General features: G+C 65.8%; 28 protein-coding genes. 20 read left to right on the top strand and 8 right to left on the bottom strand.

Going from position 1 to position 25794, the window contains the following annotated elements:
• The first annotated feature begins 24 nt into the window (after positions 1-24).
• Together ABW18_RS03470 and ABW18_RS03475 are read left to right on the top strand one after the other, a co-directional pair.
• On the top strand, positions 25-918 hold the full coding sequence (locus ABW18_RS03470) for a 3-hydroxybutyryl-CoA dehydrogenase (protein WP_049697637.1): 894 nt from the start codon (positions 25-27) through the stop codon (positions 916-918).
• 201 nt (positions 919-1119) lie between these two features.
• A complete protein-coding gene (locus tag ABW18_RS03475) occupies positions 1120-1941 on the top strand; it encodes a hypothetical protein (protein WP_049698014.1) in 822 nt (273 codons plus the stop codon).
• A 117-nt stretch (positions 1942-2058) separates the two neighbouring features.
• On the opposite strand, the gene ABW18_RS03480 is transcribed toward ABW18_RS03475, so the two are convergent.
• Complete coding sequence (locus tag ABW18_RS03480; RefSeq protein ID WP_049697638.1) at positions 2059-2607, bottom strand: helix-turn-helix domain-containing protein; 549 nt, start codon at positions 2605-2607, stop codon at positions 2059-2061.
• Positions 2608-2694: 87 nt separating this feature from the next.
• Between ABW18_RS03480 and ABW18_RS03485 the strand changes: the two genes are divergently transcribed.
• On the top strand, positions 2695-3906 hold the full coding sequence (locus ABW18_RS03485; protein WP_049697639.1) for a benzoate/H(+) symporter BenE family transporter: 1212 nt from the start codon (positions 2695-2697) through the stop codon (positions 3904-3906).
• 36 nt (positions 3907-3942) lie between these two features.
• On the opposite strand, the gene ABW18_RS03490 is transcribed toward ABW18_RS03485, so the two are convergent.
• Together ABW18_RS03490 and ABW18_RS03495 are read right to left on the bottom strand one after the other, a co-directional pair.
• A complete protein-coding gene (locus tag ABW18_RS03490) occupies positions 3943-4800 on the bottom strand; it encodes a polyphosphate kinase 2 family protein (protein WP_049697640.1) in 858 nt (285 codons plus the stop codon).
• A complete protein-coding gene (locus tag ABW18_RS03495) occupies positions 4793-5590 on the bottom strand; it encodes a TetR/AcrR family transcriptional regulator (protein ID WP_231894135.1) in 798 nt (265 codons plus the stop codon). The genes ABW18_RS03490 and ABW18_RS03495 overlap by 8 nt, the downstream gene beginning before the upstream one ends.
• A gap of 52 nt (positions 5591-5642) precedes the next feature.
• Between ABW18_RS03495 and ABW18_RS03500 the strand changes: the two genes are divergently transcribed.
• The 5 genes from ABW18_RS03500 (at position 5643) to ABW18_RS03520 (ending at position 9952) form a co-directional block, all read left to right on the top strand.
• The gene (locus ABW18_RS03500) at positions 5643-6983 is read left to right on the top strand and encodes a DUF445 domain-containing protein (RefSeq protein ID WP_152930014.1); all 1341 of its coding nucleotides are present in this window, start codon (positions 5643-5645) and stop codon (positions 6981-6983) included.
• A 72-nt stretch (positions 6984-7055) separates the two neighbouring features.
• The gene (locus ABW18_RS03505) at positions 7056-7586 is read left to right on the top strand and encodes a helix-turn-helix domain-containing protein (protein ID WP_049697643.1); all 531 of its coding nucleotides are present in this window, start codon (positions 7056-7058) and stop codon (positions 7584-7586) included.
• 10 nt (positions 7587-7596) lie between these two features.
• Complete coding sequence (locus tag ABW18_RS03510) at positions 7597-7914, top strand: DUF2516 family protein (RefSeq protein WP_064868961.1); 318 nt, start codon at positions 7597-7599, stop codon at positions 7912-7914.
• 94 nt (positions 7915-8008) lie between these two features.
• On the top strand, positions 8009-8842 hold the full coding sequence (locus ABW18_RS03515; protein WP_049697644.1) for a MerR family transcriptional regulator: 834 nt from the start codon (positions 8009-8011) through the stop codon (positions 8840-8842).
• 30 nt (positions 8843-8872) lie between these two features.
• On the top strand, positions 8873-9952 hold the full coding sequence (locus ABW18_RS03520; RefSeq protein ID WP_049697645.1) for an alpha/beta fold hydrolase: 1080 nt from the start codon (positions 8873-8875) through the stop codon (positions 9950-9952).
• A 24-nt stretch (positions 9953-9976) separates the two neighbouring features.
• On the opposite strand, the gene ABW18_RS03525 is transcribed toward ABW18_RS03520, so the two are convergent.
• The gene (locus ABW18_RS03525; protein ID WP_197494482.1) at positions 9977-11059 is read right to left on the bottom strand and encodes a UDP-N-acetylmuramate dehydrogenase; all 1083 of its coding nucleotides are present in this window, start codon (positions 11057-11059) and stop codon (positions 9977-9979) included.
• Between the two features lie 70 nt (positions 11060-11129).
• Here ABW18_RS03525 and ABW18_RS03530 point away from each other — a divergent pair, with 70 nt between their 5' ends.
• The 6 genes from ABW18_RS03530 to ABW18_RS03555 all read left to right on the top strand — a co-directional run bounded on the left by ABW18_RS03530 (position 11130) and on the right by ABW18_RS03555 (position 16059).
• Complete coding sequence (locus ABW18_RS03530; protein WP_049697646.1) at positions 11130-11624, top strand: DUF2505 domain-containing protein; 495 nt, start codon at positions 11130-11132, stop codon at positions 11622-11624.
• Positions 11625-11711: 87 nt separating this feature from the next.
• Positions 11712-12221: a DUF2505 domain-containing protein gene (locus ABW18_RS03535; RefSeq protein WP_049697647.1), complete on the top strand. Its 510-nt coding sequence runs from the start codon at positions 11712-11714 to the stop codon at positions 12219-12221.
• Positions 12222-12312: 91 nt separating this feature from the next.
• Positions 12313-13014 carry a class I SAM-dependent methyltransferase gene (locus ABW18_RS03540; protein WP_235434297.1) on the top strand — a complete coding sequence of 234 codons (702 nt, stop codon included), beginning with the start codon at positions 12313-12315 and terminating at the stop codon, positions 13012-13014.
• A gap of 44 nt (positions 13015-13058) precedes the next feature.
• A complete protein-coding gene (locus ABW18_RS03545) occupies positions 13059-13853 on the top strand; it encodes a carbon-nitrogen hydrolase family protein (protein ID WP_049698018.1) in 795 nt (264 codons plus the stop codon).
• Between the two features lie 76 nt (positions 13854-13929).
• A complete protein-coding gene (locus ABW18_RS03550; protein ID WP_049697648.1) occupies positions 13930-15105 on the top strand; it encodes an LmeA family phospholipid-binding protein in 1176 nt (391 codons plus the stop codon).
• 150 nt (positions 15106-15255) lie between these two features.
• Positions 15256-16059, top strand: a complete 804-nt coding sequence (locus ABW18_RS03555) for a hypothetical protein (RefSeq protein ID WP_049698019.1) — start codon at positions 15256-15258, stop codon at positions 16057-16059.
• Between the two features lie 61 nt (positions 16060-16120).
• Here the strand turns inward: ABW18_RS03555 and purU are convergent, their stop codons facing one another.
• A complete protein-coding gene (gene purU / locus ABW18_RS03560; RefSeq protein WP_049697649.1) occupies positions 16121-17014 on the bottom strand; it encodes a formyltetrahydrofolate deformylase in 894 nt (297 codons plus the stop codon).
• A gap of 27 nt (positions 17015-17041) precedes the next feature.
• On the opposite strand from purU, the gene deoC reads away from it, so the two are divergent.
• Entirely contained in the window at positions 17042-17719 is a 678-nt protein-coding gene (deoC, locus tag ABW18_RS03565; RefSeq protein ID WP_049697650.1) for a deoxyribose-phosphate aldolase, read from the top strand.
• A 173-nt stretch (positions 17720-17892) separates the two neighbouring features.
• Here the strand turns inward: deoC and ABW18_RS03570 are convergent, their stop codons facing one another.
• A complete protein-coding gene (locus ABW18_RS03570) occupies positions 17893-18870 on the bottom strand; it encodes an NAD(P)/FAD-dependent oxidoreductase (protein ID WP_049697651.1) in 978 nt (325 codons plus the stop codon).
• 16 nt (positions 18871-18886) lie between these two features.
• On the bottom strand, positions 18887-19732 hold the full coding sequence (locus ABW18_RS03575; RefSeq protein WP_235434285.1) for a class I SAM-dependent methyltransferase: 846 nt from the start codon (positions 19730-19732) through the stop codon (positions 18887-18889).
• A gap of 48 nt (positions 19733-19780) precedes the next feature.
• Here ABW18_RS03575 and ABW18_RS03580 point away from each other — a divergent pair, with 48 nt between their 5' ends.
• Both ABW18_RS03580 and ABW18_RS03585 read left to right on the top strand, forming a co-directional pair.
• Positions 19781-20386, top strand: a complete 606-nt coding sequence (locus ABW18_RS03580; protein WP_049697653.1) for a helix-turn-helix domain-containing protein — start codon at positions 19781-19783, stop codon at positions 20384-20386.
• A gap of 78 nt (positions 20387-20464) precedes the next feature.
• Positions 20465-21709, top strand: coding sequence for a L,D-transpeptidase (locus ABW18_RS03585; RefSeq protein ID WP_152930015.1), 1245 nt, complete (start codon positions 20465-20467; stop codon positions 21707-21709).
• A 21-nt stretch (positions 21710-21730) separates the two neighbouring features.
• Here the strand turns inward: ABW18_RS03585 and ABW18_RS03590 are convergent, their stop codons facing one another.
• Positions 21731-22531, bottom strand: coding sequence for an SDR family NAD(P)-dependent oxidoreductase (locus ABW18_RS03590; RefSeq protein ID WP_235434286.1), 801 nt, complete (start codon positions 22529-22531; stop codon positions 21731-21733).
• Between the two features lie 90 nt (positions 22532-22621).
• On the opposite strand from ABW18_RS03590, the gene ABW18_RS03595 reads away from it, so the two are divergent.
• The 3 genes from ABW18_RS03595 (at position 22622) to ABW18_RS03605 (ending at position 25789) form a co-directional block, all read left to right on the top strand.
• Positions 22622-23740 carry an ROK family transcriptional regulator gene (locus ABW18_RS03595; protein ID WP_049697654.1) on the top strand — a complete coding sequence of 373 codons (1119 nt, stop codon included), beginning with the start codon at positions 22622-22624 and terminating at the stop codon, positions 23738-23740.
• Positions 23741-23847: 107 nt separating this feature from the next.
• The gene (locus ABW18_RS03600; protein WP_197494476.1) at positions 23848-24672 is read left to right on the top strand and encodes a transglutaminase-like domain-containing protein; all 825 of its coding nucleotides are present in this window, start codon (positions 23848-23850) and stop codon (positions 24670-24672) included.
• A 4-nt stretch (positions 24673-24676) separates the two neighbouring features.
• Positions 24677-25789 (top strand): zinc-binding metallopeptidase family protein, encoded by a 1113-nt coding sequence (locus ABW18_RS03605; protein ID WP_049697655.1) that lies wholly within the window; start codon positions 24677-24679, stop codon positions 25787-25789.
• The last annotated feature ends 5 nt before the right edge of the window (positions 25790-25794 follow it).

The raw sequence follows: 25794 nt of genomic DNA on the forward strand, positions 1-25794 counted from the left end.
TGGATCGGGTCGGCGTTGATCTGAATGGAGGCAGTGGTGGCGGACGCATGGCGTGTCGGCGTGGTCGGTGCGGGCCAGATGGGCGCGGGGATCGCCGAGGTATGTGCCCGGTCGGACGCAGACGTTCTGGTCTACGAACCGACGCGTGAGCTCGTCGCCGGTGGCCGGTCGCGGATACTGCGCTCGCTCGATAGGGGAGTGTCGAGCGGCAAGCTCACCGAGCGTGAACGCGAACAGGCGGCGTTGCGACTGCGATTCACCACCGAACTCGACGGCTTCGCCGACCGGCACGTCGTCTGCGAGGCCGTCGTCGAGGACGAGGCCGTCAAGACCGAAATCTTCGCCGTCCTCGACAAGACCGTGTCGGATCCCTGTGCCGTTCTGGCGTCCAACACGTCGTCGATTCCGATCATCACGCTGGGCATGGCGACCCAGAACCCCGCGCGCGTGGTCGGCCTTCACTTCTTCAATCCTGTCCCGGTGCTACCGCTCGTCGAATTGGTGTCAACGCTGCACACGGGTGCCGACATCGTCACGCGTGCAGAGTCTTTCGCCAACGCGGTGCTCGGCAAGCAGGTCATCGCGTCTGCCGATCGGTCGGGGTTTGTGGTGAACGCGATGCTCGTGCCGTACCTACTCTCGGCAATTAGATTGGTGGAGAACGGATTTGCCGACATCGAAGACGTCGACCGAGGCATGGTTCTCGGTTGTGCGCACCCGATGGGTCCGCTGCGGCTTGCGGACATGGTCGGTCTCGACACCGTCACGGCGATCGCCGACCGCATGTATGCGGAGACAAAAGAGGCGCTGTACGCACCGACGCCGTTGCTGTTGCGGATGGTCGAAGCCGGACACCTCGGTAAGAAGTCGGGGCGTGGCTTTTATCAATACGCCGACGACCAGCAGGCACGATTCTGACTGTGTGCGGTATCACAGCGATTCGGCAATTAGTGCTAGCAGATTGCTTGCAATAGCTAGCAAACGTGGCATACTGGTTTTCGGAACCACTACAAGTGCTGGTGCGGCACCTATCGAGACCAGAAGCGACAAAGTGGTTTGCCTCCTCGATATGCCTTGTGCCGCAACCTTTTTTGGTGACCAATGACTAAGGAGATCGCCATGACCACCACCGAACGCAATCTGCCCAGCCCGTTCTATGCCGTGGTTGGCGCGGGAGACCTTGCACTCAAGCAGGTGAGCGACGCTGTCACGCAGATCAAGGAGCGCACCGAGGCCGCGGGCGAGACCGCTCAGACCCGCTTCGAGGAGACCCGCGGCCGCCTGAACGCGCTGCCCGAGGAGCTCCCCGGCACCATCGAGTCGACCATCGACGACCTGCGCACCAAGCTGTCCCCCGAGGAACTGCGCAAGGTTGCCGACGGCTACGTCGAGTTCGCCACGACCATCTACACCTCGCTCGCCGAGCGCGGCGAAGAGGCCGTCGGCCGCCTCTGGCAGCAGCCGATCGTGCAGGAGGGTCTGACCCGCGCGGAGAAGACCTACAACGACGCCGTCGACCTGACCGAGGACGCACTCGGTGTGGTCTCGCATCAGACTCGCGCCGTTGGTGAGCAGGCTTCGAAGCTCGCAACGCTGGTCAGCACCCGCGTCGGCGAAGCCGGCGATGCCCTCGATGACGCCGTCGACGATCTCAGCGGCAAGGTCGAAGAGGCCGCCCTCGAGGTGAACGAGAAGCTCGACGAGGCAAGTGCAGCGGTCACCGAGGCCGGCAAGACCGCCAAGGCCCGTAGCGCGACCGCAGCGTCGAAGATCGACGGTGCCGCAGGCGCGGTCGAGGGCAAGGCGCGCACCGCAAATGCGTCGCCCGCCAAGAAGATTGCCGCCAAGCGGACCACCACGGCTGCTCCGGCAAAGTCGACCACCGCGACCAAGTCGACCACCGCCAAGAAGTCGACCACCGCCAAGAAGAGCACCAGCTAACCCGTTTCGGTTAGCAGAGTTCGCGTCCCGCGTACTCGGACCTCACGATCGATGATTCGATCGTGCAGCGTCCGAGTCGCGGGACGTTCTGCGTTGACGCGAGTATTCAGGTGGCCGCTAGCCGGGTGAGTCGATGGTGAGTACGGCGAGGACGTCGTCGTCGGTGCTGTAGGTGTGCGGTCGGTCGCTGATCCATTGCAGTGATTCGCCTGCGCCCGCGGGCTTTTCGTCGCCTACGGGTCCTGCGACCAGGTTTCCGCGCACCACCCGGACATGTTCGACGACGCCTGCGCCGTGCGCGGGGGAGCGTCGGACCCCTCCGGAGGAGACATGGAGCCAGAAGACCTCCGTCGTCGAACCGTCGTCGTGATGTTCGACGTGGAGTAACCGTGCGGTGAGGTGCGTGCCGTCGCCTTCGGTTCCCGACGCCTCGCCGAGGAGTGCCGTCAGTGGCACGCCGAGCGGGCCTGCCACGGCATAGAGCGTGTCGAGGGTCGGGTTGCGTTGTCCCGCTTCGAGTTCGGAGAGTGAGCCCTTGCCGATCCCGGCGGCGCGGGCAAGCGCGGACAGGCTGAGGTTGCGTTCGGTGCGTAGCGCGGAGATCCGCTCACCGACGTCCCGTCGTCGATCATCACGCTCCGAGTCGCTCGCAACTCCCTCGACCACGTGCCTGCCTTCCGCTTCATTCGTCGGTCGCGGTGGGTACCGCTCCCGAGTGTTCTGTTTACAGAACGATACCGCTATGCTGGCGTCGTGACCACACAGCAGCGGGTGTCGAACACCGAGCCGATCGTCGCGGGCATCGTCACCGCGCTCGTCGGTTTCACCTCGTCCTTTGTGGTCGTCGTCTCCGGGCTCCGCGCTGTCGGCGCGTCGTCGACGCAAGCCGCCTCGGGTCTGTTGGCGCTGACGGTGACGTTCGCGCTCGGCATCATCGTGCTGTGTCTGCGCTATCGGATGCCGATCACTCTGGCATGGTCGACGCCGGGCGCAGCCCTCCTCGCGGCGATGGGCGCGAGCTACCACGCGGGCTGGCCGGCCGCAGTCGGAGCATTTCTCGTCGTCGGAGTTCTCGTCCTCGCAACGGGATTGATCCCGGCGCTAGGCGATCTCATAGCGAGAATTCCGACGCCCATCGCGCAGGCGATGCTCGCGGGCGTGCTGCTGACGCTGTGCCTGGCGCCGATCAAATCGCTTGCGGTGCAACCGTTGCTGACCATTCCGATTCTCGTCGTGTGGTTGTGTGCCACTCGCTGGTTGTCGCGCTGGGCGTTGCCGCTCGCTCTGATCACCGCGCTCATCGTGATCGGAATCTATCTCGCGGTGCACGGTGTCGACTCCGCGGCGCACACCGAATGGTGGCCGCAGATCACCTGGACCACACCGGATTTCGACGTCTCGGCGATCGTCGGGATCGCGATCCCGCTCTACGTGGTCACGATGGCATCGCAGAACGTGCCGGGCGTTGCGGTGTTGAAGTCGTTCGGCTACCAGACCCCGTGGCGGGCTTCGATGTTCGTCACGGGTACCGGAACGGTCATCGGCGCGCCGTTCGGTGGCCACGCGATCAATCTGGCGGCGTTGTCGGCAGCGCTCGCCGCGGGTGACGAAGCCGGACCGGATCGTTCTCGACGCTGGATCGCCGGGATCTCGGCGGGCGTGTCGTACCTGATCCTCGCCGCACTGTCGGGAGTGTTGGTCACGATCACGGCGATCGCGCCGCACGGTCTGCTCGAAACTGTTGCGGGACTGGCGCTACTCGGCACCTTCGCCTCGGCGCTCGTCGGTGCGCTGGCGCAGGAGGAGTATCGGATTCCCGCCGCACTCACGTTTGTGACCGCGGCCGCGGGAATCTCGTTCTGGGGCATCGGTGGAGCGTTCTGGGCGCTCGTCGTCGGACTCGTGGCGCACACGGTGCTTCGACGCCGCGACGAGTCGGGCGCCGGATCGGCCACGCGGGACTGAACCTCGCGCGACCTAACTGACGTAGAACCAACGCGCTCAGACGGATTCGGCGAGCCGCTTCTTCTGGGCCTCGATGTCGAAGTCGGCCTTCGGCCATTCGAGGTCGAGTCCTTGCAGTGCGGAGATCAGCAGTTCGCAGATCGCGAGGCGTGAGAACCACTTCTTGTTCGCAGGAATCACGTACCAGGGTGCGGCGTCGGAGTCGCAGCGATCGAAGATCGCCTGGTATGCCGCGAGGTAGTCGTCCCAGAACGGACGTTCATCGATGTCGGCCGGATTGAACTTCCAGTATTTGTCCGGCCGTTCGAGGCGCTCTGCGAGACGCGTGCGCTGCTCCTCCTTGGAAACGACGAGCGCACACTTCACGATGGTCGTTCCGGTCGCGACGAGGTCGTCCTCGAACTCGTTGATCGTCGCGTAGCGCCCTTCCCATTCCGATTGCGGCACAAGGTTGTGCACTCGCACGGGCAGCACGTCCTCGTAGTGGGAGCGATCGAAGATGCCGATGCGTCCCGCGGGCGGCACGGCCTTGCGGATGCGCCACAGGAAGTCGTGCTCGAGCTCTTCGGGCGTCGGCTTGCCGAAACCCTTGATGGACAAGCCCTGTGGGTCGACGAGGCCGCCGACGTGTCGCACGATTCCGCCCTTGCCCGCGGTGTCCATTCCCTGCAGCACGAGCAGGACCGATCGGTGATCGCCCGACCGGCCGTTGGCGAACAGCAACTCCTGGAGGTCGGCGAGCACCTCCCCACGCTCGGTGAGCAACTCCGCACCGAGGTCACGGTCGCCGTCGAAGCCGGGGGTCGACTCGGGATCGAAGTCGGCGATCGGCCCGAGCGTCGATGCCCGCAGCGACTCGGTCGCGGGCGTCGTCCATCCAGCCTTCTTAGCCATCGAAGCTGACCTCCTCAGGTCTCGTCGGTTGTGTCAGCACAGGAGGGTCGGCGATGAACGCTTCGCGTGATCCGTTGACGCGTGCGATCCCGGTGACCGAACTCCAGACCATCATCGTCAGGTAGTCGATCAGATCGTCGACGGGAAGCTCGCGGTCGGTCATCCACCAGTCGACGGCGCGCTGCATGCCGCCCACCAGAACGTGCGACCAGACCATGGCGCCCGACGTGTCCGCGGCGCGCTCCTCCATCCGGGCGACGATGGTCGCGGTCAGCAACTGCGCGACCAGACGTTCCGATTCGACGGTCCCGACAGACGACGTCGGAGAGTTCGTCAGGGCGAAGCGGTAGAGGCCGGGATCGTCGGCGACGGCTCGCACGTAGACGCCGATGACGGTTCTGGTCAGGGTGTACTCGTCGGCGTCGTCGGAGATAGCCTCCGCCAATCGAGGGAGGAGCGTTGTCTCGAAGAAGCGCACCGTGACCGCTGTGCCGAGGTCGTTCTTGTCGCTGAAGTACCGGTAGAGCACGGTCTTGGAGACGCCGATGTGCGTGGCGATCTCGTCCATGCCGGCGTCGGCCCCGAGTGCCCGCACGGCCTCGATCGTGCCGTCGGTCAACTCGCTGCGACGTTCCTGTTTGTGCTTTTCCCAGCGCTGTCTGCGACCGTCCGGCTTGACCGCGTCGTCGGTGACCGCACCCAACAGGGCCTGTTCGACCCCGCGTGTCACATGTGCGGCAGCCGAAAGCGCAGTACGTGCCGCGGCCGCAGGGCTTGGCCGGTTGGGTATCACTCGGCCAGCCTAATCCCCGGGAGAGGGTAGAACTTATTGAGTGTCGACAGTGATTCCGGACGTATCCGGCCAACCGGGGCAGACGCCCGCGCGGGCGAAGGGGTCGTCGCCGGGATTCGGTGCCGCCGACGGACCGGGTGATCAGCGCCGCCGACGTGACCTCCGCAAGATGAAAGTGGTCTCGACCGGCTTCCTCGTGGTGGCCGCGATCGTCTACCTCTGCATGCGCTACCTCGAGCATCGCGACGGCGCCGACGTGGCGGCATGGGTGGGTTACGTGCGAGCGGCGTCGGAAGCGGGCATGGTCGGCGGACTCGCCGACTGGTTCGCGGTGACCGCTCTGTTCAAGCATCCGCTGGGCATTCCGGTACCGCACACGGCTCTGATCAGGAAGAAGAAGGACGAGATCGGAGACCAGCTCGGCGAGTTCATCGAAGAGAACTTCATGACGCCCGCCGTCGTCGTCGAACGTGCGGAACAGCTCGACATGCCGCGCAGAGTCTCGACGTGGCTCGCCGATCCCGCGAACCGTCCGCGGATCTCCGACGAGGCAGCACGCGCGATCAAACTGGCCTCGGAGATGCTCGGCGACGAGGACATAGAGCAGTTCATCCAGGCCGTGCTGAAATGGGCGGCAGAGCCGGAATGGGCGCCCCCGATCGGCCGAATTCTGGAACAACTCGTCGACGAGGACCGGCTCGATCCGGTCTTCCAGTTGCTCTGCGACCGAGCCTACGACTGGGCCGTCGGAAGCCAGGACCTCATCGAGCGTGTCGTCGACCGCGACGTCGGACCGTCGTGGAAACCGAAGTTCGTCTCGACGCTCGTCGGCGACAAGATCTACCGAGAACTCGTCGACTTCACCTACAAGGTCAAGACCGATCCCGATCACGAGATGCGACGGTCGATGCATCAGTTCGTCGAACAGTTCTCACACGACCTCCAGCACGACCCCGTGATGATCGAGCGTTTCGAGGGCATCAAGCACGACCTCGTCGGTAGTGCCGAGGTCGCCGACGCGGCGTCGACCGCATGGAACACCGGCAAGGCGGTCATCGAGCAGATGCTCGAAGACCCCAACAGCACGCTGCGTAACACCCTGACCGACGCCGTCATCCGACTCGGAACGCGCATCCGTGACGACCGCCCGCTGCAGGAGAAGATGAACGGCTGGGTGGCTCGGGTGGCTCAGCACGTCGCCACGAACTACTCCCGCGAGATCATCTCCGTGATCACCGAGACCGTGCGGGGCTGGGATGCCGACGACACCAGCCGGAAGATCGAACTGCAGGTGGGGCGCGATCTTCAGTTCATCAGGATCAACGGCACCGTGGTCGGTTCGCTGGCCGGACTCGCGATCTACACGGTGTCGGTTCTGATCTTCGGGTGACGTGACTGCTTGCACGAGCTAGCACGCACCCCGATACTGGCATGGGGCAGCGAGTATCGGGAGTGAGAAGCAGTGCAGAGCAAACCAATCCCATCGGACGACGACGCGAACACCGGGTCCGACGACGCGGGCGCGGTCGTCGAGCAGACGGTTGACGAGGCTGTCGAGGCGGCAGGGGATGAGGGTTCGAGCAACCCCGTCGAGACGGTCGCCAACGCGGCACAGGACGTGGTCGCGACGGCGGCGCAGGACATCGGTTCGTTCATCCGCTCACAGCGTGTGGCAGCGGAGGTCTCGCTGCGTCAGCTTGCCGACCGTGCGGGAGTGTCGAATCCGTATCTGAGTCAGATCGAGCGCGGGCTGCGCAAACCCTCTGCGGATGTCCTGGCCCAAATCGCCAAGGGACTGCGTGTGTCCGCCGAGGTGCTCTACGTGCGCGCGGGCATCCTCGAGGAACGCCCCGCGAGCCCCGTCCGTGATGCGCTGCTGATCGACACGTCGATCAGTGAACGGCAGAAGCAGATGCTGCTGGAGATCTACGAGTCCTTCCAGCGCGAGAACCGCGAGAACGACGCAGACCCGACCGTCGGCAAGCACGACTAGAGTGTGATTCGTGAACTTTGTGAGCTTCATGGCTGCGGGCCAAAACCTGATCCTGTGGGTGCTGACCGTCGTCGCAGGTGTTGCGGCGATCGTGTCGCTGATCCACGCGTCGATCCAGCGCTCCGACGCCTTCCCTGCCGTCGATCGGCAGAAGAAGGTCATCTGGGTGGCGATCCTTGCCGCGGCAACGGTGTTCATCTGGTTCTTTCAGGCGCCGTCGCTGTTCTATCTGATCGGCGTCGTGGCCGTCCTGGTGTACATCGTCGATGTGCGGCCCCGCGTCGACTCGATTCAGGGGAAGTCCTGGTTTCGGAAGGTCGGGCGCTAGTGACGTTGGGGGCCCGGACTGCCTGAATCGCTACGTGTCGATCCCCTGCAGGGAGTGGCGGGAGCCACGATGGGTGGCGAATACACTCTGATTCATGGCTGAGTATCGGATCAACGAGCTCGCGGACGCGTCGGGAGTCAGTGTTCGCAACATCCGCGTGTATCAGGACCGCGGACTGCTCCCGCCTCCGACGATCCGCGGCCGCACCGGTTGGTACTCCGAAGAGCATCTGGTCCGCCTCAACCTGATCTCCCGCATGCTCGAGCGTGGTTACACCTTCGCGACGATCAGCGAACTCCTGCATGCCGCCCACTACGGGATGAAGGTCGAACACGTGCTGCGCGGCGAGCCCAAGGGCGGGCGCTTCCGAAACTTCAAACGCGCCGCGACCATTACGATCACCGAACTGCGCAAGACGCTCAATGCCTCGGACAAATCGATCGCGCTCGGCCAGAAACTCGGTCTGATGGTCAAGGACGGCGCCCACTACGCGATCAAGAACCCCGAGGTCCTCGAGGGTGCCGAAGTGCTGGTCAAGAGCGGCATCGACATCGATGTCCTGCTCGATCGGTTCGTCCGTGTGCAAGACGACCTCGAAGACGCGGCGCGCAGCTTCGTCTCGATCATCACCGACAAGTACTTCGACGAGAAGCTGCCAGAACTCGGTGAGGCCAACGTCAGCAAGATGGCCGAACTCATCCAAACGGTCCGACCGATGGCCCACGACATCGTCGAGACCACGTTCCGCAAAGCCCTCGACGACGAGATCTCCAAGGCCATCGGCGAGGCGTCGACCTACTTCGACGCCGCGTCAGGCGGACCCGAGGCAGACGCTGACGGGGAGCCGGCCGAGGCGTCGACCTATGAGGCATCGCCGTCGAATCTGACAACGGGTAGTGTTACATCGGAAGATGTCATTCGCGAGTAGCGAGCACCACACGGGGTGGAGTGGAGACGTATGAAGACTCGGAACTGGGCGCTCGGCGCCGCAGCGCTCGGACTCGGCGGAGTGGCCGTCGGTGCAGGCACCAACCTCGCTGGAATCGCGCGCGGCGTGATGACGTCGGCTCCGGCCCTCGACGATGGACCCGACGACCTGCTGGCCGACCCGACGGCACCTCGAGTGCAGCGCAGCGTGGCGAGCATCGACGGAACCAGGCTGAACGTCGAGTTGTACGGGCCCGATCCGGGTGCGGCCGACACCGGCGACGTGATCGTCGCGGTACACGGGTGGACCTGCAACACCCACTACTGGAATCCGCAGATCAACCACTTCGCGGGTAAGCGGACCGTCGTCGCGTACGACCAGCGCGGGCACGGGCTCAGCGAACTCGGACGCCGCAGGCCAACCGTCGACACCCTTGGTCACGACCTCGACGCCGTGCTCGGTGCGGTTGTCCCGCCCGGCCGCAAGGCGATCCTCATCGGCCACAGCATGGGTGGCATGACCATCATGTCGTGGGCCAAGCAGCACCCGGAGAAGGTGTCGACGACGGTGTCGGCGGTGGTGCTCGCGTCAACGGCGGCGCGCGGCGTCGTGCAGAACCATCTGCTCATCCCCGAGGGGCTGCCGCGTTACAGCAGGCCGTTCGTGCCCGCGGTCAGTCGGCTCGTCACCAGTGCGTCGACGCCATTGCCGCACGGCCAGTTCACTTCTCGCGTTTCCCAGTACGTGACGCTCGGCTCGGCGGCGCGCGCATCGCATGTGGAGTTCGTCGACACGATGATCATGGCGTGTCCGCCTCGCGCGCGTGGGCGCTGGGGTGCGGCGATGGGCCGCCTCGACGTCGAGGCCGGACTCGAGGCCCTGAGTGTTCCGACGACCGTGATCGTGGGCACCGACGACCGACTCACCCCTCGCCGACACGCCGATGAGATGGCAGGCATCTTGCGCCGCAACGGTTCTCTGCGCGACCAGGTCATCTTCGACGGCGTCGGTCACATGTCGACGATCGAGGCGGCCCAGCGCGTCAACGAGCTGCTCGACGACGTCGTCGATGAGGTGTCGCGCACGCAGGTGCAGGCCGCTCACCTCTGAGGTGTGTTGATCGAGCCGTCCTGGTCAGAGTGAGCAGTTCACCAGGACCGGCTCGGGGTGCAGCGTGACGCCGAAAGCCTCGCGCACTCCGTTGCGTACGTCGCGCGCGAGGTCGAGGAGTTCGTCGGCGGTCGCGCCGCCCCGATTGGTCACTGCCAGTGTGTGTTTGGTCGACAGGCGCGCGGGGGAGGCCGGTCCCGGGTAGCCCTTGGCGTAACCCGCGCGTTCGATCAGCCAGCCCGCCGAGAGTTTGACCCCATCGGTGACGGGGAACGAGGGCATCGAGATGTCTGCGCCGACGCGGTCGCGGATGCGCGCGATGACGGCCGGCGCGTCGTCGGATCCGATGATCGGGTTGGTGAAAAACGAACCGGCACTCCAGGTGTCGTGATCGTCGGCGTCGAGCACCATGCCCTTGCTGCGGCGCAGTCCGAGGACCGTGTCGCGGACGAGTGAGGCGTCGACTCGTGAATCCCGCGCGACGTCGAGTCGGTCGGCGAGGTCGCGGTAGCGCAGCGGTGCGCTGAGCCGATCGTCGTTGAGCCAGAACGAGACAGCGACGACGACGAAATCGTCGCGGTACTTCAGGTTGCTCGTCCGATAGCCCAGTCCGAGTTCGCCAGGCGACACCCAGCGCAGGGTTCGAGCTCGCCTGTCGAGCACCTGCACGCTTCGCAAGATGTCGGCGACCTCGACCCCGTACGCGCCGACGTTCTGTACCGGTGTGGCGCCCGCAGCGCCCGGGATTCCCGAAAGGCATTCCAGCCCACCGAATCCCGCGTCGATCGTTGCTTCGACGAGAGCGTCCCACGCCACCCCGGCGTCGGCGGTCACGTGCGCGCGGCCCGATTCGCGTCCGGTACCGAAATCGACGTGTCCGCTCTCGATCACGACGGCGGTGCCCTCGAATCCGTCGTCGGAGATCAACAGATTCGATCCGCCGCCGATGATGAGGACCCGTTCGGACTCGGCGTCGAGCGCGGTGATCTCCTCGACGACGCTGCGAGTATCCGGGCAGTGCACGATCGCGTGCGCCGGGCCGCCGACCCGCAACGTGGTCAGATCGGCGAGCGGCGCGGACTGCAGGGCGGAGGGGTTGTCGATCACGGTGTAACGGTAACCGAGCGGGCGCTGTCGGGGCCGATGGTGCACGGCGGCTCGGGTAGTCTCCTCAGTCATGGCGAGCACGCTGAATCACACCGTGACCTACACGTTCTCCACCGCGCGGTACTGGGAGATCATCACCAACGAGCAGTACTGGCGTGATCTGCTCCAGATCATCAACTCGAGTCACGGCGTGCTCGAGTCGTTCTCCCTCGACGGCGACACCGTGACCGTCGAGATGAAGCAGGGCATCCCCGAGGACAAACTGCCGTCGATGATCACCAAGGTTCGCCCCGGCGATCTGGAGATCCCGCGCCGCAACGTGTTCACCCGCAACGGCGAGACCATCAGCGGAACCATGACCGCGTCGGTCACCGGCGCACCCGCGACGGTCGAGGCCACGGTGTCGGTGACTGGCGATCCCGCGTCGATGCAGTACAGCGGCAGCGCAACCGTCTCGATCCCCTTTGTCGGCAGCAAGATCGAGAAGGCCGTCATCGACGAGCTGACCAAGTTGCTCGACGCCGAGCACGACGAGACCGTCACCTGGGAGCAGTCCAACCACTGAGCTCGACGTCGAGTCAGTACGGTGCGGGCAGGTCGGCGCCGGTCCCAGTTTTTGATGGCCGTACCGTGCTCGGTTAGCCTGAAACCCATGGCACGACGGCTTAGTTACTCAGCGCGCTACTCGCATCCCGTGGAGAAGCTCTACGAAGCGCAGAGCACAAAGCAGTACTGGGACGACATGATGGCGGGGTTCCAGATGATCTCGCCGCACTGCGAGGTCGAGGATTTCCGATCCGACGAGACCGGCATGAGTGTTGTCCTCAAGCAGACCATCGGACGTGATCAGCTCCCGGCACTGGCGCAGACAGTGCTGATGAAGGACATGGTCATCACCCGCGAGGAGTCGTTCGGTCCGTTCGACCCCGACAACACCAAGGGCGACTACAACGCGTCGATTCCCGCCGGTCCCGGCAGCCTCAACGGCTGGCAGGAACTGTTTCCCACCGAGACGGGCTGCGCGATCCGCAAGACCACCGAGGTCAAGGTGTACATCCCGTTCGTCAACGGCAAGCTCGAGCAGCTGATGTTGGTCAACCTCGTCGACCTGTTCCGCGCCGAGGCCGAGTACGCCGCAGACTGGATCACGAAGAACCTCTAGCGCGTTGCCCCAGCGCGGCTCCGACAAGCCGACCGGCCGAATCACCCGCGGCACGACGAACATCAACCGTCTGCGCCGCGTCGACCGTTGGATGGCGACCGATCCGTCGGTGCTCGCCGCGCTCGACGAGGTGAGCGCACCGCTCGTCGTCGACCTCGGTTACGGAGCGCGACCCGACACCACCGTCGAGATGGCGCAGCGGCTACGAGCCGTGGCGCCCGATCTGGAGATGGTGGGGCTCGAGATCGATCCCGAGCGCGTCGTCGAACCTCGTGACGGCGTGCGTTTCGGTCTCGGCGGTTTCGAACTCGCGGGACTGCGACCGCAGGTCGTCCGAGCGTTCAACGTGCTGAGGCAGTACGACGAAGACGAGGTGTGGCCCGCATGGCGTCGGCTGATGGATCGGCTCGGGCCGAGCGGCGTGATCGTCGAGGGCACCTGCGATGAACTCGGTCGACGCTGCACGTGGGTCTTGCTCGACGCCGACGGCCCCCGCAGCCTCACCCTGAGCTGGGCTCCCGCGTACACGAGCCGACCGTCGGAGGTCGCCGAACGACTACCCAAGGCGCTCATTCACCGCAACGTGCCCGGCGAGCCCGTGCACGATCTGCTCGTCGCCGCCGACCGGTGCTGGGATATCGCCGCTCCGCACGCCGCGTTCGGGCCGCGTGCGCGGTGGCGCGAGACGCTACGGCTCTTGTCCGAGTCGGGTGTTCCGGTCGAGCCGGTCCGCAGGCGCAGCGTCGACAACGTGCTGACGGTTCCGTGGTCCGTCGTTGCACCGACGAGCTAGCCGAGACCGTCTCGACGGTCGGGGCCGGCAACTACGCTTGCCACATGCGCATCGCAATGGCACAGATCAACTCCAGCGATAACCCGGGCGCCAATCTCGTCGTCGTAGCCGACGCCGCGGCGCGGGCCGCTGCCGACGGAGCCGACCTCGTCGTGTTTCCGGAGGCGACGATGTGCCGGTTCGGGGTTCCGCTGGGCCCGATCGCCGAATCGCTCGACGGGCCGTGGGCCACGCGGGTCTCGCAGATCGCCGTCGACCGGCAGATCGCGATCATCGCGGGCATGTTCACCCCCGCCGACGACGGCCGGGTGTTCAACACGTTGCTGATCGCGCATCCCGATGGTCGTCGGGAGTCGTACGACAAGATCCACCTCTACGACGCATTCGGGTTTCTCGAGTCCCGGACCGTGGCCGCAGGCGACAAACCGGTGATCGTCGACGTCGCAGGCACCACGGTCGGCGTCGCCACCTGCTACGACATCCGATTCCCCGACCTGTTCACAACCCTTGCCGAGCGCGGCGCGCAAGTCATCGCGGTGCCCGCGTCATGGGGTGCGGGGCCGGGGAAGGTCGCGCAGTGGGAAGTGCTCGCGACGGCGAGGGCACTCGATTCTTCGTGCTACGTGGTCGCGGTCGGGCAGGCAGAACCCGAGGATCCGGACCTTGCGCGGGGCAGTACACCAACCGGTGTAGGCCACAGCCAAATCACAGATCCCTTGGGTACGGTGGTCGCCGCGTACGGGTCCGGAAAATGTGTCCGGGCTCACGACATCGACCTAGCGGCGGTGGAGACGGCACGGACGCGCATCGCCGTCCTCGCCAACCGGAAATCCATCTGACCGATCTCGGCCCAAGCAATCACCACCGAGCTTGTGCGCCACAGATCGACGACCACGGACCGGAGGTGCTCTGACCATGACCGACAACGACAAGGAACCCCAGGCGCGGCCAGGCGACGCCGACCCATCGGCAACCCCCGACAGCGAATGGGCGCCGGTGGCCGACTCGACTTCGTCGTCGACGACCGGTGGGGCCTCATCAACTGATCAACCGTCAGCTCATCACGCGTCATCTGATGACGCGCCAACCGATCACGCTCCGGCCTATCACGCCCCGACCGAGCAGTTCGCCGCGGCGCCGACCGAGCCCGGACCGCGGGCGTACTCGGCGACCGACGGTGGTACCCGGTCATTCGAGCAGGGGACGGCGACGACTGTCATCGATCCGGCCGACCCCGCAGGCGAGCCGGTCCTTACGTCACCTGTGCGTCGGCGTCGCACCGCCAAGATCATCGGCATCACTGCGGCTGCGCTCGTCCTGGTGCTCGTGATCGGCGCGGTGGCGTCGGAGCTGATCCTGCGTAAGCGGGTGACCGACTGTCTCGAACAGCAGTTCAGCAGCCTCACCGGGGTGCCGACGAGCGTCTCGCTCAGCAAGAAGCCGATGCTGCTGCAGGCCACGGGAAGTGAGATCCCCTGGGTGCAGGTCGACACCGCGAACGACTCGGGCGCGACCAGGTTGCACATCCGCGCGGACCGGATCGACGCCGATGGCGACAAGACCACCGTCGGCTCGCTCGACGGCAACGGATACGTCCCGTTCTCTCGCGTCGTCGAACTCGGTAAGCAGGAGACCGGCGGGAACGGCACCGGCACGGGCACAGGCGGCACCGGCACGAACGGCACCGGAACCGATCAGAGTGGTGCCGGTGGGATCGTCGCGGGCGCGAACATCGAGTCGATCACCGGCAACGAGGCAGACGGAACCGTCGACGTCAGTACGTCGTTCAACCTGGGATTCATCCCGATCCCGGTGAGCGCGACGATCAAACCCACGACAGAGAACGGTCACATCAAGTTCGAGGTCGTCAAAGCCAACGCCTTCGTCTTCGGCATCCCCTCCGACTACGCCCAGCAGATCGTCGACGGTGTGTCCAAGTCGATGTTCGGCCCGTTCTTCGATCAGGTGAACGTCAAGAACCTCAAGGTGACCAACGACGGCGTCGACTTCGCTGTCGACGGCGACAACCTCACACTCACCAGTTCCGCCACGGGCGGCAACGAGAACTCGGGCGGCTGCAACGTCATGTGATCTTCCGCGACCGCTCCGGGACCAATCCCTAGCCAACCGGACCGGTCGACGACGTTGTCGCAGGCCGGACTCGCGCGGCATCGGTACCCTCGAAGGGGGATGTCCGATTTTCTGCCACGACGTCCACTCGCCCCCGTGTTGGAGGAGAACATGACCGCGCTGCTCTTGATCATCATTGTCGTCGTCCTCGTTGTTGGGGTGGTGGTGGTGTCGCAGCAGCGTTCAGGCGCGAGCAAAGCCCGCAGCCTCGACGACGCCAAGGCCGACGCCCGACAGGTCATCGAACGTCTCGGCGGCCAGGTGTACATGCTGGTCGGCGACTCACCTGCGTCGAAGCAGGCGCTCGCCGACGCCGGTGAGCGCTACACGGCGGCAGGCTCGCAGATCGATCAGGCCAACTCACCCGCGCAGGCCCGCCTTGCTAAGCAGACCGCGATCGAGGGGCTCTACTACATCCGCGCCGCGCGCACCGCGATGAACATGGACCCGGGACCAGCGATTCCTGAGCTCGACGGCCAGCGCAGCGCGGGCGCGGTGACCGAAGACCGCACCGTCGAATTCGACGGACGTCAGGTCGAGGCCTCTCCCGCCCCGTCGTCGCGGACCCCGAACTACTACCCGGGCGGCCGCGTCGCCGGACGACCCGTGCCCGCCGGGTGGTACTCCGAACCGTGGTGGAAGCCTGCTCTGGTGGCAGGTGCCTGGGGCGTCGGCTCCATGCTGCTCTTCTCGACGCTGTTCTCGGGTATGCACGGAGTGCCCTACGACGCCGCCGCATTCGAGAACGGCGCAGGCGACGGCTCCGACATGGCAGGCATCGACGGTGGCGGCGACTCCGGCGATTGGGGCGGCGACTCGGGCGACGGTGGCGGCGACTGGGGCAGCGGCGATTCCGGTGGCGACTTCGGCGGCGGAGATTTCGGTGGCGGCGACTTCGGCGGGTTCGACTTCTGACCGCCGACTGGGCTCTCTATCCCGCCGACTGTGCGCTCTATACAGCCGACTGTGCGCGAATCTAGTTGAACACCACGGTCTTTCGCCCGTGAACCAAGACGCGATCCTCGAGGTGCCAGCGCAGTCCGCGTGACAGAACGAGCGTTTCGATGTCTCGGCCCTGACGCACCATGTCGTTCACGGAGTCGTTGTGGTCGATGCGGCTGACGTCCTGCTCGATGATCGGCCCGGCGTCGAGGTCGGCGGTGACGTAGTGGCACGTCGCGCCGATGAGTTTCACACCGCGCGCGAACGCCTGATGGTAGGGGCGCGCTCCGACGAAGCTCGGGAGGAAGCTGTGGTGGATGTTGATGGCCTTGCCTGCCCACCGATCGCACAGCTGCGGCGGCACGATCTGCATGAAACGAGCCAGGACGACGGCATCGGGGTCGAGGTCGTCGACGATCGACGCCACCTTCGCGAAGGCTCCCTGCTTGTCGCCCGCGGGGAACGGCACGTAATGGAACGGCACGCCGAACCGCGTCGTGAGGCCCTCGAGGTCACGATGATTGCCGACGACGGCCTCGACGCGGGCGGGTAGTTCGCCGCGGTCGGCGCGACCGAGCAGATCGGTGAGGCAGTGCCCCTCCTTGCTGACGAGCAGCACCACCGACTTCTGCACTCCGCTGTCGGTGAGTCGCCACACGGTGTCCGGTCCGAAGTCGGCGATGGCTTCGGCAAAGCGCTCGCGCAATTCGTCGACGCCGGTCGAGACGGAGTCGGCGCGGACGGCTTGGCGGGTGAAGAACCAGCCGGTGTCGGGGTCGGAGTGGTAGGCGGCCTCGGTGATCCAGCCGCCGACGTCGGTGAGGAACGTCGAGATCCGCGCGACGATACCGGTCCGGTCCGGACATCCGAGGGTCAGCACATACCTTCGGCTGGAGGTGTCTGCACTGGAGGTGTCTGCGAGGCTCACACCACTCAGTGTGCCAAGCTCGCCTATGTGACCAACACCGACCTGAGGCGCGCCGACGTCGCCGCGATCGTCGACCACACACTCCTCAAACCAGAAGCCACCCGCGCCGATGCCGAAGCGACGGTCGCCGAAGCCGCCGACCTCGGCGTCTACGCTGTCTGCCTCTCGCCGTCGATGCTGCCGATCGCGACGGGAGCTCAGAAGTCCTGCGTCGTCGCAGGCTTTCCGTCGGGTAAGCACCACTCGCTGGTCAAGGCTGCGGAGGCGCGGCTGGCCGTCGACTCCGGCGCCGACGAGGTCGACATGGTCGTCGACGTCGGGGCGGCGCTAGCGGGCAGCTTCGAAGAGGTGTTCGTCGACGTGCTGACCGTGCACGAGGCGATCGGTGAGGCGGCGGTGCTCAAGGTGATCGTCGAGTCGGCCGTACTCCTTGACGTGGCGGGCCCCGAGACCCTCGCCGAGGTGTGCCGTCGCGCAGTGGCGGCAGGCGCCGGGTTCGTCAAGACGTCGACGGGTTTCCATCCGGCGGGCGGCGCGTCGATCGAAGCGGTGCGCATCATGCGCGACACCGTCGGGCCGACGGTCGGGGTCAAGGCCAGCGGGGGCATCCGCACCGCCGACTTCGCGGCAGAACTCATCGAGGCCGGGGCCAGCAGGCTCGGACTGTCCGGCAGCCGCGCGGTGCTCGACGGCTTCCCCGAGTAGCCGTTCTGGAGCCTGCGGCCGGCCGCAGCACGTAAAGCCGCGGCACGTAAATGTGTGCCGTATCGAAGGAGTTGTGTGCTGCAGCGCCCACATCCTTCGATACGACACACATTCTCCGGTCAGCCGAGCGCGTGCGGCGCCGAATCGGGGAACGACTCCCACACGATCGACGACTACGCGGCTGCGCTGCCGACCGTCCTACGTGCATCGGTCATGGCGAGGTCGGCGTTGATCATCGCGCCGGCCTGCGTGCCCGCTGCGGCCGCTGCGCCGACCATGGCCATCGGATCTGCGCAGTTCCCCGCGGCCCACACGCCCGCGAGTGGGGTCCGACCGCCCATCTCCGTCGGAATGAACACACCCGTCGGCGTCGCGGTCGGTTCGCCGCCCAACGACTCGTACAGTGCGGTTCTCGCGAGGAAACGCGGTGCGACGACAAGCGCGTCGAGTTCCACTTCGCTGCCGTCGGCAAAGACCGCGGCGCGAAGACGTCCCGATGTATCCGTGTCCAGTCGGGCCACCGGCCCTGCGGCGTACTCGACGCCGAGTGCGTCGAACATCGCGCGGTCGTCGTCGGACAGCGGCGGCATGCCGTGATCGATCACCGTGATGTGCGGACTCAGCTGCCTGAACAACAGTGTCTGATGCAGCGTGGCCGGTCCCGTACCGAGGATTCCGATACGCCTTCCACGAACCTCGTACCCGTGGCAGAAGGGGCAGTGCAACACGTCCGTGCCCCATAGTGATTCGATGCCCGCGATGTCGGGTAGTTCGTCGACGAGTCCGGATGCCAGCAGCAATCGGCGGGCACGCAGCGTCGTTCCATCGGTCAGAGCTGCGTCGAAGGTGGTGTCTCTGTAGGGCTCTGCGCGGTCGAGTTCTGTGCGCGTGACCGACTGTACCTCTCCCGAGATGATCTGTGCGCCATAGCATTGCGCTTCTTTGCGACCGATGGCGACGAGCTGCAACGGCGAGATTCCCTCGCGGCCGAGGAGGTTGTGTGCTTCCTCGGCGGGCGCGTTGCGGGGCTTGCCCGCGTCGATGACCGCGACCGAGCGTAAGGACCGGGCCAGCGCGACGGCGGCAGCCAAACCTGCTGCGCCACCGCCGATCACGAGCGCGTCATACGTACCAGTGGATGTCTGTGGCATGAAGGTGTCTCCGTTCTCAGAGAGTTGTGTCAGTTGTGCTGTGCGGCTTGGTGATCCACATCCTGCGGCCGCTGCGTACGTTCAGGTCGGTGCGCCGAGCGAGCGACGACGGCGACTCGTCGTCCACGAGTGCATCGATGGCGGCGAGGTCGTCGGCGGTCAGGTCGTCGGCGAGGCCTGTTCGTATCCGCGACAGCCACGACGTGCCGTAGCGAAGCACCGTCGGCGTGATCTCGGAGATCTCCACAGACAGGTCGACGCACTCGACGACGTCGAGATCGGCCTGTGAAAACGCCTGCGTCCAGTCCGCGAATGGGTTCATCTCCTGTGTGCTCATCGCCGCGGCGATACGTTCTTCGAGCGGGTTGCCGCTGGGCAGAAACAGTGGGGGAGAGGTCATCTCGATGATGGCGAGTACGCCGCCAGGCTTCAGATGCGCGGCCGCGGTGCGGAGGAAGGCGTCGGGATCGGCGATGTGATGCAGAGACGACGACGCCCAGATGACGTCGGCGTCGGGAATTGCTGCCGGCCAGCCGTTGTCGAGGTCGGCGATCGCGGTACGCACCCGCGGGTGGCACGCCGCGTCGATGTGGGCGGTCATCTCGGGAGAAGCGTCGACGCCGATGATCTCTGCGGTCGGAAATGCGCGTGCGAGGGCGCGAACTCCGACGCCCGTGCCTGCCCCGACGTCGACGATCACCGACGGCTCGCGCCCTAGCGTCGCGCGGATGCGGTCGGTTGCTGTGTCGAGGTATGAGCCCATGACGGCGGCGTCGAGTTCGAGCATCTCGACCATGTCCTCGCCCTGGTGCTCGTGCTGGTGGCCGTGGCCGTGCCCGTGCGGGTGTGAATCGTGTCCCATGGCTCCGAGGTTAGCCAGCTCGTGCGTTTGAGGCATACAATCTTGCGTATGGAGCAAGAACTCGACGACGTCGTCCGGCAGCGCATCCGCGGCCTCCGACTCGCGAAGGGCTGGACGCTCGACTCGCTGGCCTCGCGTTGCGAAATGAGTCCGTCCACGTTGAGCAGGATCGAGACCGGTGGTCGACGCGTCGCCCTCGACCAGATCGTTGCCATCGCGCGCGCACTCGGTACGTCCGTCGACCAGCTCGTCGAGCCGGCGTCCGACGAGGACGTGGTGATCCGGCCGCAGCCGCACGACAGTGAGGGCGTGACCGTGTGGCCGCTCTCGGGGTCGGACACGCCGGGCGGGGTATCGGTCGCCAAGATGAGGATCGTCCCGGGAGCGCCCGTCGACCCCAAGAACCTCGGGGTGCATCCCGGGCGCGAGTGGTTCACGGTGCTCTCGGGGACCGTCGAGCTCTGGCTCGGCGACCGCGTGATATTGGTTCCTGCAGGTCAGGCGGCCGAATTCGCAACCATGATCCCGCACGCGATCCGGGCCCGCGACGGTGCGGTCGAGATCTTGTCGATCTTCGACCACGACGGCGAGCGCGCCCACCTCGGTCCTGTGCGTCAGGCGTGGTCGACGAAAAGGGGCCACGCAGCGAAGTGAGTCGAAGGTTCCTCACAGGTCTTCGACGGCACTAACACATATGCGATCGCTATTGTGTATTCGATGTCCGAGAATGTAATGCCCAGTCGCCGCACGGTGCTCGCCACCGGTGGTTTGGCGACGCTTGCGGCAGTTGTGCTCGCGGCGTGCGGTAAGTCGAACGACACCCAAGCAGCGAGCGGTCCCAAGAAGCCGACGGTCCGCGTCGAGTTCACGCCGTCGCTCACCGATGAGGCTGCGCCGAATCCGACCGCAAAGGTCGAGGTCAAGGCCATTGACGGGGTGCTCAACCCCGACGTGAAGCTCCTCAACCCCTCGGGCAAGGCCATCGCGGGCACCATGTCCGACGACCGCACGACCTTCACGGTCACCGAGCCGCTCGGTTACGGCACCACCTACACGTGGCAGGGCAGTGCGACCGGATACGACCGGATGAGCAGTCCGGTAGAGGGCAAATTCACCACTCTGGACCCGAAGACGCAGCTCAACGTCGTCGTCAACATCGCAGACGGTCAGGAAGTCGGCATTGCCGCGCCGCTCATCCTGAAGTTCGACGGCACGGTCGACAACAAAGAGGCTGTCGAGAAGGCGCTCACGCTCACCACCGAGCCGCCCACAGAGGGAAGCTGGGCATGGCTCGGCGAGGACAACGGTTCGCGCGTGCATTGGCGGTCCAAGGAGTACATGGCTCCCGGCACCAAGATCCACATGTCGGCCAAGCTCTACGGGCTCGACCACGGCGACGGCGCTTACGGCGCGGCCGACGTCACCAGCGACTACGTGGTCGGGCGTTCGCAGATCGTCAAGGCCGAGGCGTCGAGTCACCAGATCGTCGTCGTGCGCGATGGCGCGACCCTCATGACGCTGCCGTGTAGCTACGGTCAGGGCGACGTCGACCGCAACGTCACCCGCTCGGGCATCCATGTGGTCAGCGAGAAGCACGAAGACTTCTACATGAGCAACCCGGCCGCCGGGTACTTCAACATCCGCGAGCGATGGGCCGTACGTATCTCCAACAACGGCGAGTTCATCCATGCCAACCCGCAAACCGTTGGCGTGCAAGGCGCGTCGAATGTCACCAACGGGTGTATCAACCTGTCGCTCGAGAATGCGCAGCAGTACTTCAACACCGCGATCTACGGCGACCCCGTCGAGGTGACCGGCACGCGGATCGACCTGTCGGAGGCCGACGGCGACATCTTCGACTGGATCTTCGACTGGCCGACCTGGAAGTCGATGTCGGCCATCAAGGGTGAGCCGCGCACGGCGTCGGCCCCTGCGACACCCAAGGGTGCCCCGACGTCGGTGGGCGCCCCCAACTGAGCCGAGACGGACTGATCGGTCCTACCCGGTACGAACGTTGCGGCGCGACGACGCCTGATCGCGTGGCCGGATGACGATCTGGTCGAGGTCGACGTGCGCGGGTCGGGAGGCGACGAATCCGACGACCTCGGCGATGTCGCCCGCGGTCAGCGGGGTCACTCCCGAGTAGACGGCGTCGGCGCGGTCTTTGTCGCCGCCGAAACGTACGAGCGAGAAGTCGGTCTCGACCATCCCCGGGCAGATCTCGGTGAGCCGAATCGGCTTGCCCAACAACTCGAAACGCAGCGTGCGGTGCAGCACGCCCTCTGCGTGCTTCGCCGACGTGTAGCCGGCGCCGTTGTCGTAGACCTCGAGCGCCGCGGTGGAGGTGATCGTGACGATCAGACCGTCGCCCGACGCCTCCAGCGCGGGCAGCAGGGCTTTGGTGACCCGCAGCGTGCCGAGGACGTTGGTCTCCCACATCCAGCGCCAGTCGTCGAGGTCTGCTGTCGCGACCGGGTCGAGTCCCTTCGCGCCTCCCGCGTTGTTGACGAGCAGGTCGACGCGGTCGAGACCGTCGACGAATCGGGCGACCGACTCGTCGTCTGTGATGTCGAGTTGCCTTCCGGTGCCGCCGATTTCGGCCGCGAGCTCGGTGATGCGGTCGACGCGACGCGCACCGACGACCACGTGGTAGCCCTGCGCCGCGAGCGTGCGAGCGATCGCCTCGCCGATACCTGAGCTGGCTCCGGTCACCACGGCGACCTTCGCGTCGTCTATGTGCGCTGCGATGGGCTCGACGTCGGGCGAGGTCGTGGTCGGGTCGTCGGAAGGTGTGGTCATGGGCTTCACTTTATCGAGTCCGAGCCGTCCGACCGACGTCGCTGCGCGGGGTGCTGCTGTCAGTCGTCGGTGCGCTGCTACATTCAGCGCATGTTGCGTGGAGTCGTCCCGGCGACATTGCAGATAGGCTCGACGCCTGCTGCAGCCGTGCTGCACGCAATCCGGGTCAGTGCGCCGATCACCCGTGACCGACTTGCCGACATCACGGGGTTGTCCCCGGCAACCATCAATCGCCAGGTCACAGCCCTGGCGGGTCAGGGTTTGGTCACCGAGCGGCCAGACCTCGTCAGTCCCGGCAGTATCGGGCGCCCCAAGAATCCACTCACCCTCGACCGCGACACGCTGTGTGCTGCCGGCATGCATATCGGAGCGCGGCGCACCCTTTTAACCATCGTGGATCTGGGCGGGCGCCCCCTCTACAGCCATGCGGTCCTCACCCCGCACGGCGACGCCGACACCGCCCTCGCCGAACTCTGCGGACAACTTCGCGAACTCGCCGACCGCTTCTCGGGACGACGCCTGCTCTGGGGTGGGGCGGCCGTCGGCGGTTCGGTCGACGCGGCGTCGGGCACGGTCGATCATCCGATACTCGGGTGGCACCGCGCACGGCTCGGACCGGCGCTGGCAGACGCACTGGGCGTGCCGGTGTCGGTCTGCGAACATGTCGAGGCCATGGCGGCGGCCGAACTGCTGCTCGGCCAGACGATTGTCGACGCCGCTTCCGGCCTGTTCTTCTATGCGCGCGAGACCACCGGTATGGCCATGACGCTCAACGGGCGCGTCCACATCCCCGCACGGGGCGCGGGCAGCATCGCGCATGTGAGAGTAGACGCCCCGGTGCTGTGTCCGGGGCGAGCCGCAACACTATCCGACGTCATCGGCAGCGAGCCGACGTTGCGGGCGGCGCGGCGATTGGGGATCTCGCCGGACGCATCACCGATCGTCGACGAACGCGCACGCATTCTCGGCGAGGTTGTCGCGACGTTCCGTGATGCGCTCAATCCGGATTCGGTCGTCGTCGCGGGCGACGCCTTCGCCGCGCATCCCCACGGCCTCGCGCCGGTGCAGGCGGCGTTCGACGCCGCGTCGAAGACGGACTGGCCGATGGAACTCACGCCGTCCCTGTTCGGGGTCACGGTGCCCGAGGGCGCGGCAATTGTGGTGGCGCTCAGCGTGATCTACGCAGATCCGGTCGCCTCGCTCTCGTAGAGGTCCGTCCCGACCCGACGCCCAAACGGCGTGCGGTGCGCAGGGCAAGAGCGCAGATGTGACGCTCGATTACGCGTGATGGGCAATTCGCCCTTACAGTGAGCGATATGTCGAGCTCCCCCCTGACGCTGCCGCGTGACGTCTCCGCAACCATGTCGATTTCTGTGACCGCACCGACCGAACTCGAGATGCAGATTGCCGTGGCGAAAATGCCCGGCATCGAGCTCGACGAGAAGCTCGTCGTAGCCGTCAACGGCGACGAGATCACCCCGGAGGAGATCATCGATCCGCACGGCGGTCGAATCCATCGGCTGAACGTGGAGTCGGGTGTCGTCGCCGTCAATTACACCGCGTCCGTGACCGCACCGGCCGATCCGGTGGCGGTCGCGCCGACGGACCGTTCGATGTACCTGCGCCCCAGCCGATATGCCGAGTGCGACAAGTTCTTCGGGTTTGCCGCCGGACAGTTCGACGCCTCGCTCCCCGCGGGTGAGCTCCTCGATCAGGTGACCGCATTCGTCGAAGACCGCCTCGACTACATCCCCGGTGCCAGCGACCCGATCGACGGCGCCGTCGACACGCTGCTCGCAGGTGCGGGTGTGTGCCGCGACTACGCGCACCTCGTCGTCGCGCTGTTGCGCGCGTTGAACATTCCCGCCCGGTTGGTCGCCGTGTACGCGCCCGGGTGCGACCCGATGGACTTCCACGCGGTCGCCGAGGCGCTGATCGAGGGGCAGTGGGTCGTGGTCGATGCAACAAAGCTGTCACCTCGACAGAGCCTCGTGCGCATCGCCACCGGTCGCGACGCCGCCGACACCGCTTTCCTCGACAACCACAACGGCTCGATCTCGCTGGACAACTACCAGGTCATGGCGACAGTCCGTGGCGAGCTGCCCATTGACAGTGGAAAAGAGCGCATCAGCATACGATGAACCCATGCATGCACTGACATGTCCCATCTGTAATGCGCTGTCGGGCTTTCTCGGACAGCAATGCCCCAACTGCGGCACGACGGTCGGTATCCACCTGCCGAGTAGATCACTGGTCGTCGCCTCCGACGACGGCGTCGACATCGACGGCGCACGCTGGGTGCGCTGCATCAATTGGGACAGCGGCTGCAACTGGATGACCCCTGCCGAGTTCTCCGAGGAGGACGCGGGGATGCGCGGTCGGTGCTTCCCCGATTCGCTGCTGCGCAAGATCCCCGACGCCGACGACCCGATCGGTCGCGAGAAGCTACCATCTGCGCTGTCGGATCTGCGCATGCTGGTCTATCAGCTCGTCGACCTCGGCCTGCCCGTCGAACCGTTCTGGCGCACCGACGGCGGGCTGGCTTTCGATCTGCTGTCGAGCCAGACGCTCGGCAGGCCGGTGACGATCGGGCACGCCAACGGCGTCGTCACCATCGACCTCTCCGAGACCCTTGACGCGTATCGCGAGCGGCTGCGCGTGGATCTGGGCGAGGCGTACCGGACGATGCTCGGACACTTCCGGCACGAGGTGGGCCACTACTACGAGAGCATTCTCGTCGAGAACGGCGAGGGCGCCGACCTATACCTCGAGAAGTGCCGTGAACTGTTCGGCGACGAACGTGCGAGCTACAGCGACGCCATCGACCGTCACTACAAGTTCGGCGCGCCTGCCGACTGGGCCGAGTCCTACATCTCCGAGTACGCGACGATGCACCCGTGGGAAGACTTCGCGGAATGCTTCGCCCACTATTTGCACATCACCGGAACCATCGACACCGCACGGGAATCGGGCGTTCGGCTCGACAATGACCAGGTGCGTTTCGCGATGGACCGCGACATCATCCCGCTGGAGTCCTACGCCGACCAACCCATCGAACGTCTCCTGTACGACTGGAAGTGGTTGGGCACCATGTTCAACCGTGTCAATCAGGCGATGGGTGCGCGGCCCCTGTACCCGTTCGTCATCCCCCAACCGGTCGTCAGCAAGCTCGGCTTTGTCCACAAGGTGATCCGCGAAACCGACAAGCGCTCCGCGCACGACGACCCGCTGATCGACCCGGTCGCCGCACCGGCGTAAGTAGA

This window comes from Gordonia jacobaea (genome assembly GCF_001186365.1).
GTDB classification, from domain to species: Bacteria; Actinomycetota; Actinomycetes; order Mycobacteriales; family Mycobacteriaceae; genus Gordonia; species Gordonia jacobaea.